This window comes from Alkalihalobacillus trypoxylicola, assembly GCF_001590785.1.
Taxonomy (GTDB): Bacteria; Bacillota; Bacilli; order Bacillales; family Bacillaceae_D; genus Alkalihalobacillus; species Alkalihalobacillus trypoxylicola.
The window spans coordinates 107,530-120,951 of sequence record NZ_LTAO01000034.1 but is presented as its reverse complement, the minus strand read 5'-3'; the positions used below and the strand labels follow the sequence as shown (position 1 = coordinate 120,951).

Here is a 13,422-nt window from a genome sequence, read left to right as displayed (position 1 = left end):
TTTCCTGCTTGATTTATCGAACGTATGTTTCTATAATGATTGAAAGGAGATGATTGTATGAGTGAAGCTATTCATTTGAGACGTGGGAATAAGTTATGGGAAGCTAATTTTATTCTACCTGAACAAAAAGAAGCATTGAGAGATTTAGAAAAGGAAGAAAGCAAAGTACCTCAACCGATGCTTGATGAACAGGAACTTTATGAATTAGGATTAGTCGCTCATGACAGCCTTAAGCACACGTTAGATGTTAAAGTTACCTATTGGGATAAAGGCTTTTATAAGGATGTTGTGGGGATAGTTGGACATATTGACCATCAAGGAGGACGTTTTAAATTAAGCGTAGGAGAAGAATATACATGGGTTGATATTGATAAATTAAGTCACATCGAAAGGATTTGATTTTATGGATATGATCATGGAACAGAAAATATTGAGGATTGTCACTAATAGGTCAAGGGAACGAAAAGAGACTACTATACAAACTCTATCAAGGTTAAGTGGCGTTGAAGAGGAACGGTTAAAGAGAATGATATTGAAGCTAGAGAAGGAAAATGAATTGAGGATAGCTAATGGATTTATATACAATGGAAAGAAGCCCTCATAAAGAGGGCTCTTTTTTTGTTAGAACATATGCGACCAAGTTTGTTGACCGACAATCCCATCGACTAGCAATCCATGCTTACTTTGATAACTGCGTACAGCACGTTGAGTCTGTGGCCCATAGATTCCATCTGCCGTAATTCCTAACGCACGCTGTACAGCCTTGATGTCGTCACCTCGCATCATTGGTGAGGTTAAGCGTAGCAAGCGAGAATATTTAGGTTTAGCTGCAGGCTGTTTGTTAAGCTCTGTCCATGTTTTAGGACCAACGATCCCATCTGGCGTTAACCCTTTTGCACGTTGAAAAGCTAAGACTGCATTGTGAGTCTCGTCTCCGAAATCATCATCGCCGCCAAATCGCGGTAAAGGAAATCCATGAGCAATCAAACGTTTCTGCATACGACCAACCACTGCACCTTTTGAACCTTTACGCAAAGTAGGAGTAGAGTTATTAACCTGCGTACCGCCTGTTTTTGGTGGTGTAGGCTTCACAGTAACAGTGGTTAACTGCTGTCTCACTAAATTCATATCGATACCAGGACATTGAGTGTTGGCTCCAGAATACTCACGATGACCTTTAACATCATTTACAGCAAGCTTGAAGCGTTCCATATTAAAGATCGCTCGTTCTCTCCATGCCTGCTCCTGCGCTTCTGTAAATTCGCCATTACCCACTAAACAAATGTGATAAGCATTCGTGTTGTGTCCTGATATACCGTTTGTAATGACAGCAGGGTCATAGCATAATTGTACAGTGCCGTCTCTTAAAATAATTTCATGATAGCCCCCTGTTTTCCACCCTAAAGAACGCCAGCGCCCATTCCAAAAAGCAAAATAGTCACCACTAGCCGTAGCTGAGTGATGACGAGCGATAGAGGTTATACGAGTTAATACCCTTTTTGAAGTTCCGCCATGAGTACGATTACGTATGTCTTGTATTTTAGTCATTATTATCCTCCTTCGTATTACCTTCTCTTTTATTTCCAATCTCAAATAATCCTGTAGCTGCTAAACCCGCAAATCCTCCTGCCCATAAACGGAAGGTTAAATCTAAATCCGTAAAAGGATAAGAAAGAGCACCTATCGCCAAACCGACGATAAGTGCTAATAGTGGGATGAAATTCTTTTTTACATTCACCGTTTTCTTAATTAACTCTACTAAAGCTAAGATAATCGGACTTATCACCGTAGCAAATATTAATACTGTTTCCATTTCAAACACTCCTTATCTAGTTAGAAAATTTTCTAAGAGTAAATAAATAAGACCGCCACTTCCTGCGACGACCCCTACTATCTTCCATATTTGTTGTTGTGTAAACTTCTGCCTTTCTCTAGCAAACTTACGGTCATTAACATCGTTTCCTAAAACATGATTCAATAGTTGTTGTGACAAATCTATTTGCCTACCACTCTCTTTTAAGACCGTATTTTCGGTATCGGTTAACTTTTGGCGTATCTCACTATTCATTTTTTCTTGCTCTCTACGTTGGGATTCTAGAGCGATTAACCGTCCTTCATGGTCCTCCAATCTTTGATGCATAGTTAAGTCCTCCTCAGGCATCGTTATCCCCCTCCTATCTCTATAAATGGGAGTTAAGCCCCTTTACTCCCTCGTGATTAATCTGTATAAATAAATATAACTCTCATATCCTCGTGGATGAGAGCTAGGGGAGTGACCGCTCCCCGAACTACATAAAAGAGAGACACCGTTATGGTATCTCTTTAGTGCGCAGTATCATCCTACTACTTCAAATAATAATTCTTCCATTCGTCAAAAATAAGAAATAAGCAATCTTCTAATGTTTTATCATTGTCTGTATTTAAGGTCACAACATGATGTTGTGCTCCTTCTGGTAAACAATGTAAGTCAATTTTATCTTTATAAATATTGATCATAACTTTGTCACCTCTATCATGATCCTCATTCCCAAATCGTATTTCTTTAATGGGTTTACGTAACTTGGGAAAAAAAGAGTAATCGTCAAATACGCTTACTCGATATTCAAATTTTGACAATTTTTTATCTTCTCTAATGGAATTTGTAAATTCCTTATATTCTTCTATTTGAGTGAAATTAAGCATGTTAACCTCCAATAAATATTAGATATAAACAACATAAGTAATTCACTCAATAAAAGCAAGGGATTTATTAATATTCTAAAGGTATATCCGGTGTGAATCATTTAAGCAAACAAAAAGCGACTCCATATCCCTTATCACTATCATAAGGAGTTGTTACTTGCATTACTCTTACATTGGTTGGATCCTGCGACACTGTACGGACACCCTCATTATACGCTTTAATAATATCCATCGGTTGGACATCCTCTGTCACTCTCACATAAACTTGACCAACTACAGAAAATAGAGTCCATAAGCCATCCCTATAGTAAAGGAAATTACGGCTCCGCATCCAAGCAAAAAGATGCTGTTTTGCTTTATGATTTCTTTCTTAATTTCTTTATTCGTCAATTAATTGTCACCTTCTTTCTTACTTATTATCGATTAGTGATATAACCACTTCTCTTAGGTTGCTAAGTGGAGGGATTTCCTCAATCGTCCTCTCTCCCGATTCTATATGCCTAACCCAAATTTTGACCAAACCACTATTTTCGTTAAACAAGTGAATCACCTACTAACATAGACAATTCAATTATTGCATCTTCCATTTCTTGTACTTTCTCTTCTTGTGTTTGGACTTCTTCTAATAAATGGACATCCTCTATTATTTCGCCTTCTTCTGTGATTCGGTCAATTAATAAAATTTTTTCTCCAAATTTTACATGATGCTCTTTAATCTGTTTAGATACGTGATTATATCTAATTCCTGTCGATACATTCGCCCTTACAACTGTATTGTACACGCTTATCACCTACCTAAATATGATTCCTGCACTTGTAACTTCATTTTCTAATTGAGCTCCCACACTACCTAAAGCATTATAAGCAGATATAATAGATCCTCTGTCTATTCTAATGTCACGAGCTTGACCGTTCCCGCTACAATCTGCATCATCTGCGTTGATTCTTCCACCGCGGTTAGCATAAATTCCATGTAAAATATTATCTGTTATTAATCCATTACTAACATTTACGGTAGCGCCAGTAGCAGCGTAAACTCCTGCATTATTTCCGCACCTTTTTACAGTTACTCCATCAGCATTAACTGTTGATGCTCCGTCTGCGTATATACCTTGCGACCCACAATCCTCTATAATCGCACTGTCTAAATCAATTGTAGATGCCTGAGTCGCACTAGCACCTCTCCCCCGCGCTCCTGATAAGTTTGAAGATGCCGCACTTACTTGACTGTTAAAATGAGCGTGGATCGCTCTTTCCCCTGCTCCTGATAAATTACCATGACGTATATTAAGGCGACCTCCAGCATAAACCCAAGCAGCATGTCCTCTTGCCCCAGAAAAATCAGCGTGCATAGCTTCAACGACTGAAGAACTTCCTAAATAAACACCATTGCCATTAGAATTTTTCCCGCTCCCGTTTCTAAAGTTGATATATGATCCCCTAAATGCTAAAAGGCAAGCGCTATTAGCGCCGTCAAATACCGACCCAAAAGCCACGATGTGAGCACCATTAAAAGCATACAAACCAACTCCGCCACTATTAATAACACCAGCTTCTGGTCTTATAACAGATCTAGCTCCATCTGCAACAAATACACCGTGACGGTTTAATGCGTCGCCAGAGTAGCTCATGACAAATTTAACATCAATAATTGGCAAGACTCCATTATCTGCTGCTCCGAATGCCGGATAAACAGTATTGTCAGTTACGGAAAATGATTCTATTAAGAAAGAGCGAATAATCGTTACTTCTTCGTCTTCTGCGGTGATAGTGATAAATCCTAAATCGATACCTCTCACTAACACTTGCTCCGTCATATTAAAACCTGTTAGCAGCTTTATCTCAGCTTTCAGACCATTTAATTTATATCTAAATCTTTTACGACTTAAAAATTCAATAGCTTCATTGATTGACTCGTAATCGCCGCCACTACCTACCGTTACAGTCACATCATAATCAGATGTTAGTTCTTCTAGTTTTTCCTCTACATGTGTCAACTGTTCATTAGTATCTTCTTTAAATTGAGTCCATTCTGGTTGCAGATTAGCGATAGCGTCGTTCAATCTTTGCTCGAAATTTTGTTCGATTCCTGCCGTGTCAAAAGCGCCATCAAGTAAACTTTGTGTGATCTCGGTAGCTACATCAGCCGAAACTTTTGCCCCATCTGCAATAATCGCTGTGATTTCTGCCGCCCTCGCCATAGCTTCTCTTGTGTCTTTTCCAAACATTTTTTCTCTTGTTTGAGTCGTATAATTTTTAACTAGAGATGGCACTTCGTTTGGATTGTATTCTGGTTGTTTTGGACTAATCTCGGTAGGGTCTCTGTATTGTGTTTCATTTATAGATTGCAACAATTGGAGAATTTTGTTAACATCCGTTTGCTTAATCTGATTTACTTCTGTCATTCATTACCTCCATCTAAGGCATCTAATCGAGCCTTAATTTGTTGTATTTCTAGGTTATTACTCGCTTCATAAGCTGATAGCAATTGTGATGTAACTGCTATTCCTTGCTCATTGCCGTTAATTCTTTGCTCGTGATTCTGTACGATATTTGTAAGGACTTCAACGGCTTGTTGCAAGTCGGCTATCTTTTCTATATCTGGCACTAAATCTTCTAATCTATCTACTGCTGAGGTCAAATTAGTAATAACTTGTTCTAAGCCTTCTAAATCAGCATTTTCTATAGCTTGTTGTAAGTCATTTAAAGAGGATTCAACATTAGTTACTTCTTTTCGTATGTTCGTTATAACTTGTGATTGCCTACCTACTGTTTCCTCTAAATCAAAGATTTTTCTAGCGCTTTGATTCGCTCTGTTTTGATAATCCGATGCCGTTAAAAATTGGTCTCCTATAACAAGGCTGTTTTGCTCTGGTTCGTTTAGATTAATAGACTTACCTATTACCCTTAGATTTTCATTAATGTTCATTACAGGATTAATGACCGGGTAATAATAGCCGACCTCAAAACTATGTGGAGCTAATTTGATTAGGGATAGGTCAAGTGCCGATATGACATATTTAACTTTGACTCGATTGTTTTCTCTTAGATACTCTCTACCTCGACTAAGTAAAATACCAGGTTCATTTACGTCATCCCAAGCCACATTCTTTGTAAGGACGGAGAATATACCTTGTGCAGCTAAATCCTCTATATAATCCCTACCACCATTTACATCAGCAATTGTCACCCTTGCTTGTGATGCATCCGTTGCCCCTTCGTCCTCTGATTCTATACGTGAGCCTAAAGGGATTAATCTTGTGATGATGTCTGTCGGGTCCGTTTCTTTTGAAATAGATCGCAAATTTTTCGCTATCCGTATTTCAGTTGTCTGTATGATTTGTTGAGGTACGATGTAATCTAAGTACCTTACACCATCAACTTTCCTAACCCTTAATTCTCCACCTAACCTATCAACTAACTTGTCAAAGATAGCATCTAAGGTGTTTTCGTAATTAAGATATCTGTATAAAGTTCCTGTTGAAGAATCTACCGTTACCTCACCTAATACAAAGGTTTTGTCTATCTCGTCATGAGCTATATCTGCATTGTGATTATTAATCATGATTTGAAGAAAATCCCTAACTGAAATATCGTGATATTCTCCATGACGTTGACAGGAATCGTTTAGAAACCCTAATTCATCCTCGCAAATAAAAGACTTTCCGTATGAACCATCTTCAGTCATATTCTCAACAAGAGACAAAATACGACCATCAAAATCTAGTGTGTTTGTCTGAGTGTTCAAGACTCTTACTAGTGTTTTGTATGGCCGTATCAATTCATATCCTGGATTGTCTGGTAAAATTGTAAATTTGAAAGTGTTAGCTACATTTATACCTTGATTAATCATAGGGTCAATCAATTTTAATCCGTTAAAATGAGAGCTTTGTATTTCGGTGATTTCTCCATCATTTATCAATGAAACTCTGTACACTAAATCAACTCCTTATGCCAATGAAAAGAAACTTCTCCATTTCCAACTATCGTAAAATCGATAACACCCTGCGGAATAAAGAAGTCTAATGAACTTGATTCACCTATCGGCACATTGTAATTAGCGGTAGAAGTCACGAACTGCATAGGGGCAGTAGCTCTTATAACAGGGTGCACATTCGACGCACCATTATTATAGAGTGTTATATCTCGTCTGCCTGTGACATTATATTGAGTGATTTGAAATATATCTAACAGGAAATTAGTCACATCCCATATATCATGACCTTCTTCTAAAATGCTAATCTTAAAAGGATAAGCAGTAAAGGTGACGGTTAACGTTCCGTGATATTTCAATTCGTCAAAGTCTGGCGCTTCTTCCACCTCTGCCAAGAAATAATAGCCTGGTATATAGTCATCTTCTAATCTTATCTTTTCATTTGATTGCATCAGCCAATTAAGAGCCTGTATCTTTTCTATAGCTAAATTCACTTTGTTGTAATCTGCTACATTGAATACTAACGTTATAAGGCGTTCTTCATATTCTTGCCCTCCATAGACTGAACTAAAATCATATATCTTATTAGAATGAGGGACCCTTTGTTTTCTTTTAATCTTTTTAGGGTTGCCTATTTTCTTACTTGCTACAGTCAACCCTATATCTCTATAACTGTGCTTTCTATCATAGGTAATACCAAACCTACTCACCTGTCGCCAACCTCCTTGCTTTAAACCCTGTTAGTTGACCTTGTGACCTATCTACATAAGAGCCAAATTTTTCCTCTCCGATATATAAGTCACCACCGATATTTTCGGCAATATCCTTTAATAAAGCCTTAACCTCTGCATCATTATAAGGCTCGTTTCTGGTCTGTCTAACAGCTTCTGTTGCTTGCATATTGCCAATACCTGTTAAGTTACTAAGTTGCACCGTAGCGCCTCGTAACGGATTTACAAATTCACTTACATCTGGCTTCATCCAGTCGGTCGCTTCTTTTGTTTTCCTCTTCATGCTGTTCTCTTCTTTATCAAAACCGACTGCCACCCCTTTAATGAGGTTAACTCCGATTTCGTCACGCATCCAACGTGATGGAGAATGAATCGAGAAGAAGCTTGTAAAACCATTTTTGATACTTGAACCAATCCCTTTTACAGACTCCCAAACAGCATCCCCCATAGAGCCAATTCCCTTGATTAGTCCACTAATGATATCCTTTCCTGTTTTGACTAAATCGACATTTTCAAAGAAGCTTTTTATATTATTCCATATATTTTCCACTGTTTGCTTTATGGATTCCCAAGCGCCTTCCCAGTCTCCTTGTATTAAAGCCATGACGGTACTTATGATACCCATAATTAAATCAATAAAATTATTGATTGTTGTTTTAATAACTTCCCACACAACAGAAGCTACAGCACTAATCACTTGCCATCCCGCTTCCCAATAACTTTGTATATTGTTTAAAATAGCCTTTATTATGCCCCAAACTATATTAATGGTCGTTTCAACTACTGTTTTGATGAAATCCCACGCCATTTTAAGTGCACTCATAATGGTTTCACCATGTTTTTCCCAAACTTCGGCGATAAATTGAGTTACCGTTTCGACAATCGCAGAAATAACATCTCCAATCGTTGATATAACGGTCTTAATAAACTCCCATGCTAATTCTACATAGGACATAATCATTTCCCCGTTATTCGCCCAAAATTCTTGGATTCCATCTAATATATTCCCTATGAACTCCATGATATAAGGCATGACAGTTCCAATAATGTTCTGGATAAATTCCATCGCTACTGCAAAATATACTTGAATTGCTTGCCATGCAGCATCTATCTTTTCTCTTACGAATTCATTGTTGTTGTAAAGGTAAATCAATATTGCCACTAAAGCAGAAATGACAGCTATTACTTTGAATATTGGATTAGCTAATAGTGTATTATTTAACAATGTAAAAGCATTTCTGACTAAATTAATTATCCATACAGCCGAATTGAAAGTAGCGAATGCGGCAACGGCCATCCCGATAGCTAATGCAATATACCCTAATAGGGGAAGTATAGGTTTCATAAAATTGTATACATCAATTATCTTTTGAATAAAAGGAGGGATAGCTTCCGCCGCTTTTTTTAATATATTTTCAAATGTTTTACCGAATTGAGCTATCATGGACCGCATTTCTGGCAACCCGTTACTTGTTAACATTTCATCGATAGATTGTATTATAGAGATAACACCACGAGTAACAGCGGCTCTCATATTACCAAAAACATTTCCCCATGAATTACCTGATTCTTTTGCAGCGCCTTCTATCGCAACAAAACTGTCAGTTCCTTCTTTCATAGCTTCTGTTACTACATCTACAAAGTCCTCAGCGGTTATTTTGCCACTTTGAAATTCTTTTTGAACTTTCTCTACACTTTTACCTGTTGCATCTGCATACATTTCTGGACCCGCGATACCTGCATCGTATAAACGATTTACTTGGTCCATCGTCACCTTATTCGTCGTTAACATTTTTGCTAATGCATCTGAAACACTTGATAGTTGGTCGTTTGTTCCATCCCCATAGAAAGCGACTGCATCGCCCCAAGTAGCGATATAATCGGTTGCTTTGTTTATATCCGTCCCGCGGGTAACAAAGTTTTGAACCGCCGCTGCCGCAACATCAAGACCGTATGCAGTGCCTGTTACCGCGTCACTCGTTCGGTCTAATGCTTTTGATGCCGCTTCGCTACTCCCAGTAATAGCCGTCATGGTACGGTCGAAAGCTTCCATCGTATCGATACGCTTAAATGCACTGTCGATAGAGTCACGCACTAATCCGATTGCTTTGGCGCCGATTGCCACAAGCCCAAGAGCTGTTACGATTTTCCCTATACCAAGTGACCCGCGCTCTCCACTCTTTTCTAAACCGCCAAGATCTCTATCTAAATTAGCGACACCTTTAGCAACTTGACCATCTTCAAGCATGACATCAATTATTATTTTTCCATCTGCCATTTACATAATCACCCCCATACAAAAGAATTGATTGTACAGGGGCTCTCTGGCTCTCTAACGGTTATCTACAGTATTCACCGTTGCACATTTAGGGCATTTAATCTCAGCCTTGCCCTTAAGCTTTGCTAATAACTTATTACATTTCTTGCATCTCATTTCTTTCATTCTTCCACCGCCTTAATAGGCATAAAAAATAGCCACTCACAAGAGTGACTAATGTATTTATAAAGTTAAGATAATAACTGTTTTTTCTTCTCGTTAAATTCTTCCTCAGATATGACGCCTTCATCGAGTAGCTTTTTGAACTCTCTAATTTCATCAGCAGTTGATGATTGAGCTTTTTCACCACTTAAAGTCTGTTCATTGGCAATCGGATGCGCTTCTAACCTTTCTAATTCTTTCGGGTTAGTAGCAAAAAGATTAGCTTCAATCATGAATTTTTCACTTGTTTCTACATCCATAAAAGCAAATGTATAGTTTGTTTTCTTTTTCTTCTTCGCTCCGATTGCGCCACCGATTAAAGTTCCTAATCCAGGAGCAAAAATTGTTCCTATAGCAGCGCCCGATAAAGTTTTAGCTGTACTCATTTCTGACATAGATTGCTCAGACACGCCTAAAAAGTAATACATTCTCTTATTTACTTTTACAATTCCTTTGTCATCTGTGAACATTAATAAGTATGAACTGTCTTTTTTAGGACCTATTTTACCCTTAACTACCGTAACAACAATACCTCTAGGTTGAAACCATTTCATAATTCCCATACAAACCACCTCCAATAGTCTATACGTCCTAGTATAGTGAAAGTTTCACTCTATTGGAAGATTATTCTTCATATAATTTGTATGCATCTTTAGCTTTTTTGATTTTATCCCTTTGTTTAGAAGATCCTTTACCTGTTGGCATCTCCATAGTACGTATTTCAATAACTTCTTTTAATCTTGTGTCTTTCTTAAGGCCATCTAATAAAGCTAAGAATTTACGCCAATCTAATTTACCTTGTTGCTCAAATAAATCTATGTTGTAATCCTGCATAAAGGAAGCATAGATATAGTCTGCATCTTGTTTAAAGGACATCACCTTATCATTGGAGCTTGCGCTTTCCGGCATCGGATTCCCTTTTATATCAACATTGTCAGCACTCTTTTTGTCTGATATGAGGTTTTCGAATATTTTCGTCACGATATCTGATTTAACTTCAATGCTTATATCTATTTCAACATTCAATAGCATTTGAAAGGCTATTTCTATTTGTGCAGCATCATCTATATCTGTTTCATTAAAAAGGTCATAGAGCCTTAATACATTGTCGTAGCTCATATCTATATCGTAATATTCTCCATCTATCTCAATGGTATTTTCTAACTCGTAAGCAAGGTTAAGCAAAGACCTCACCTACTTTTTGTTGTTTTTAAGATATTTCTTCGCTTTATCGGCTTGGGATTTTTTAATTCCCATCTTTTTAAACTCTTCATCTAAACTCTCACATATTTGCACAAAATAATCAGCTAATAGTAAAAGAGAAGGTGTTTGATTATATACTTCTTCGAATGACCCTTTTCCTAATAATGCATCATACGCACCTTTAAGCATTTTTCTAGATTGTTCTAAATCTTCCTCATAATTTTCTTTCGATTGCATAGATTGAGCTTCTTCTTTAAATTGTTTATATGTTTTGTTTAATTTATTCATAGACTCGTCAGATGCATCAATCGTAAATGTTAATTCTCCTAACTGCACAGGAATTTCCGTTTTCTGTGTATTAATTTTAATAGCCAATATCATCACTCCTTAAAATAGTAGGAGGGCGAACCCTCCTTAATTTTCTTCGTCTCCCCCATCTACAGGGGGTACATTAGGGCGTAGGCTCAGTTACGGTAGGTGTACGGTTAAAACCGATTGTACAGCTAAATGCTTTGAATTCCGTTGCTTCTCCACCAGTTGTAATTGGCACAGTCAATGTTGCTGGACCTTCAATTTCCGTTCCATCATCCTCAACAATCTTGAACATTATTTTTCGCCCTTGACCTATTTCTCTTTTTCGGCTGTCTACAAAAGCCATAGCAGGGTCATTCTTATCGAATGTACCTTCAAACGAATATTGTTCTAAACGAGACGTTACATCCGTTTCTGGATTACCGTCACCACTGTAATAACCAATAGCTTCTGATGTTTCGTCCGTATCGTCCGTCACACTAGTAATCCAATTCCCTAACTCTAGATACTCCGGTTCAGTTCCTGGAGATGTCGGCAAAGGAGCCACAAAATAACTTGTTAACGCATTTTTTACTCTATCCAAACTAATCACTCCTTGTAAATTGTAATTTTCGCACTAATAGATAGCGCAAATTCGTAATACCCCTGCTCGTTTTGATTAACCAATGACGGCAAAGACGTAATATTAATCGAATCAAAAGAATAACTACCGTTTGAACTCGGTAATTCATTCAATCTCTCTAATGTTTGATAGATAGTGGTCAGGGCGTTGAAACAGTTTAATTGATTTTGACTTTTCGCATTCACTTGAATTTGATAGTCTTTATCTCTTACGCCGCTATAATAAACAACCTCAGCTCCACCAGGCATAGCCATTATAGATATGCTATCCTCTTCGCCTAATAAACCAATCGTTGACCTTGCATAGAGGTTTAATTCATTAATCTTATTGTTTAATATGTCTAAGAAATCTAAACTCATCTCATCGCCCTCTTTGATACTTCTTGCCATTGCCTACTATGAATACCTGTTGCTTTTAAATCCCATCTCGGACCAGTACCAGGAGTCGTATAATTCGCACCAACATTATAATATTGCTTCTTGGAATAAGGTGCGTTCCATGTGACTGACTTCCCATCGGGAGAGATAGAGGATTGATTACGCAAATCGCTACTTCTCATAGGTACATACAGGTTCATATCGGCATGAGCTTGATTCGTAAGAGCGAATTGCCCTTTTGAAATCATTCCATCTAATCGTGGTTTGATTTGTTTTATGTCTTTTCTGATTCTAATAGACATTAAATCACTTCCAATTCATAGTGACGTATCTCATTCTTTTCTGGATGGTAGCAAGGAATGACCTTTTGAAGCACATACCTCTTACCGTTGACATTTATCCTTGAACGCTCTTTAAACTCTTGTAGAGGTGTACTGTGACGAGCATCCACATAGATGACTCCTTCGGCTACAATCCTATTTTGAGTATTATCACGACTGAATACGGTCTTGTTATCGAAACGAACGTGATTAATGATAACTAGAGGTCCATAACCTTCATTCCCCCAGTCATCACGCTTTACATATTCTTCATACGTCATAGAGTGTATTAACCATGATTTAGGCAAAGGTTTTACTCTCATCCCCTCACTCCAATCACTCGGTTAACTAATCCGACATTGTATAAATACCTCAATGCATCACTAGAAACGATGTTCTTACTCTTATTCGTCGCATATGCGCCTTCAGATTGACTTGTACGACCGATTGTAACGGAAACGGGTGTATTGATACCCTCTGTTGTTGTCGAGCCTAATTCGTGAAAATAATCAATCTGAGCGCCTATCGCTTTTCGGAACATATTTCTACGAATGGGATGGTCTGATTCGATGTCATGATAATGATAAAAAAGACGAGTGACATTATCTATCTCGTCACTCGCCCTCGGCAATAAAGAGTTAAATTCATCTTGCTCTAATTCAACAAACCCCATTTCCTTATATTGTTCATAGGTTAGGTAAGCCATTTACTCACCTTCTTTTTTCTTTTTCTTCTTCCGCTTAGGCTTCGGTTTAGCAACTA

21 protein-coding genes are annotated in these 13,422 nt (G+C 37.8%); 2 read left to right on the top strand and 19 right to left on the bottom strand.

Going from position 1 to position 13,422, the window contains the following annotated elements:
• Positions 1-57 precede the first annotated feature (57 nt).
• Together AZF04_RS16080 and AZF04_RS16075 are read left to right on the top strand one after the other, a co-directional pair.
• Positions 58-399, top strand: coding sequence for a YolD-like family protein (locus AZF04_RS16080; protein ID WP_061949616.1), 342 nt, complete (start codon positions 58-60; stop codon positions 397-399).
• Between the two features lie 4 nt (positions 400-403).
• Positions 404-604 carry a hypothetical protein gene (locus AZF04_RS16075; RefSeq protein WP_061949615.1) on the top strand — a complete coding sequence of 67 codons (201 nt, stop codon included), beginning with the start codon at positions 404-406 and terminating at the stop codon, positions 602-604.
• Between the two features lie 17 nt (positions 605-621).
• Here AZF04_RS16075 and AZF04_RS16070 read toward each other — a convergent pair whose 3' ends face one another.
• From AZF04_RS16070 to AZF04_RS15990, 19 genes are all read right to left on the bottom strand, one after another.
• A complete protein-coding gene (locus AZF04_RS16070) occupies positions 622-1,548 on the bottom strand; it encodes a peptidoglycan recognition protein family protein (protein WP_061949614.1) in 927 nt (308 codons plus the stop codon).
• Complete coding sequence (locus AZF04_RS16065; protein WP_061949613.1) at positions 1,541-1,813, bottom strand: holin; 273 nt, start codon at positions 1,811-1,813, stop codon at positions 1,541-1,543. The genes AZF04_RS16070 and AZF04_RS16065 overlap by 8 nt, the downstream gene beginning before the upstream one ends.
• A gap of 12 nt (positions 1,814-1,825) precedes the next feature.
• Positions 1,826-2,140 (bottom strand): hypothetical protein, encoded by a 315-nt coding sequence (locus AZF04_RS16060; protein WP_201030536.1) that lies wholly within the window; start codon positions 2,138-2,140, stop codon positions 1,826-1,828.
• Between the two features lie 203 nt (positions 2,141-2,343).
• Positions 2,344-2,682, bottom strand: coding sequence for a hypothetical protein (locus tag AZF04_RS16055; protein WP_061949611.1), 339 nt, complete (start codon positions 2,680-2,682; stop codon positions 2,344-2,346).
• Between the two features lie 97 nt (positions 2,683-2,779).
• Positions 2,780-3,013: a peptidase G2 autoproteolytic cleavage domain-containing protein gene (locus tag AZF04_RS20780; protein ID WP_082795332.1), complete on the bottom strand. Its 234-nt coding sequence runs from the start codon at positions 3,011-3,013 to the stop codon at positions 2,780-2,782.
• A 202-nt stretch (positions 3,014-3,215) separates the two neighbouring features.
• The gene (locus AZF04_RS16050; RefSeq protein WP_061949610.1) at positions 3,216-3,464 is read right to left on the bottom strand and encodes a hypothetical protein; all 249 of its coding nucleotides are present in this window, start codon (positions 3,462-3,464) and stop codon (positions 3,216-3,218) included.
• A 9-nt stretch (positions 3,465-3,473) separates the two neighbouring features.
• Positions 3,474-5,087 carry a right-handed parallel beta-helix repeat-containing protein gene (locus AZF04_RS16045; RefSeq protein WP_061949609.1) on the bottom strand — a complete coding sequence of 538 codons (1,614 nt, stop codon included), beginning with the start codon at positions 5,085-5,087 and terminating at the stop codon, positions 3,474-3,476.
• Positions 5,084-6,619 (bottom strand): phage tail spike protein, encoded by a 1,536-nt coding sequence (locus tag AZF04_RS16040; RefSeq protein WP_061949608.1) that lies wholly within the window; start codon positions 6,617-6,619, stop codon positions 5,084-5,086. Before AZF04_RS16040 ends, AZF04_RS16045 begins: the two co-directional genes overlap by 4 nt.
• Positions 6,619-7,326, bottom strand: coding sequence for a phage tail family protein (locus AZF04_RS16035; protein ID WP_061949607.1), 708 nt, complete (start codon positions 7,324-7,326; stop codon positions 6,619-6,621). Before AZF04_RS16035 ends, AZF04_RS16040 begins: the two co-directional genes overlap by 1 nt.
• The gene (locus AZF04_RS16030; RefSeq protein ID WP_061949606.1) at positions 7,319-9,625 is read right to left on the bottom strand and encodes a phage tail protein; all 2,307 of its coding nucleotides are present in this window, start codon (positions 9,623-9,625) and stop codon (positions 7,319-7,321) included. The genes AZF04_RS16035 and AZF04_RS16030 overlap by 8 nt, the downstream gene beginning before the upstream one ends.
• 54 nt (positions 9,626-9,679) lie before the next feature.
• Positions 9,680-9,781 (bottom strand): zinc finger domain-containing protein, encoded by a 102-nt coding sequence (locus tag AZF04_RS22105; RefSeq protein ID WP_369691770.1) that lies wholly within the window; start codon positions 9,779-9,781, stop codon positions 9,680-9,682.
• Between the two features lie 74 nt (positions 9,782-9,855).
• Positions 9,856-10,389: an SHOCT domain-containing protein gene (locus AZF04_RS21665; RefSeq protein ID WP_061949605.1), complete on the bottom strand. Its 534-nt coding sequence runs from the start codon at positions 10,387-10,389 to the stop codon at positions 9,856-9,858.
• Between the two features lie 61 nt (positions 10,390-10,450).
• Complete coding sequence (locus tag AZF04_RS16020) at positions 10,451-11,020, bottom strand: Gp15 family bacteriophage protein (protein ID WP_235600011.1); 570 nt, start codon at positions 11,018-11,020, stop codon at positions 10,451-10,453.
• Positions 11,021-11,404, bottom strand: a complete 384-nt coding sequence (locus AZF04_RS16015; protein WP_061949603.1) for a DUF6673 family protein — start codon at positions 11,402-11,404, stop codon at positions 11,021-11,023.
• Between the two features lie 76 nt (positions 11,405-11,480).
• Entirely contained in the window at positions 11,481-11,924 is a 444-nt protein-coding gene (locus AZF04_RS16010; RefSeq protein ID WP_061949602.1) for a phage tail tube protein, read from the bottom strand.
• A gap of 5 nt (positions 11,925-11,929) precedes the next feature.
• The gene (locus AZF04_RS16005; protein ID WP_061949601.1) at positions 11,930-12,322 is read right to left on the bottom strand and encodes a phage tail terminator protein; all 393 of its coding nucleotides are present in this window, start codon (positions 12,320-12,322) and stop codon (positions 11,930-11,932) included.
• Positions 12,319-12,642, bottom strand: coding sequence for a minor capsid protein (locus AZF04_RS16000; protein ID WP_061949600.1), 324 nt, complete (start codon positions 12,640-12,642; stop codon positions 12,319-12,321). Before AZF04_RS16000 ends, AZF04_RS16005 begins: the two co-directional genes overlap by 4 nt.
• Complete coding sequence (locus AZF04_RS15995; RefSeq protein WP_061949599.1) at positions 12,642-12,983, bottom strand: putative minor capsid protein; 342 nt, start codon at positions 12,981-12,983, stop codon at positions 12,642-12,644. The genes AZF04_RS16000 and AZF04_RS15995 overlap by 1 nt, the downstream gene beginning before the upstream one ends.
• The gene (locus AZF04_RS15990; protein WP_061949598.1) at positions 12,980-13,366 is read right to left on the bottom strand and encodes a head-tail connector protein; all 387 of its coding nucleotides are present in this window, start codon (positions 13,364-13,366) and stop codon (positions 12,980-12,982) included. Before AZF04_RS15990 ends, AZF04_RS15995 begins: the two co-directional genes overlap by 4 nt.
• Positions 13,367-13,422 lie beyond the last annotated feature (56 nt).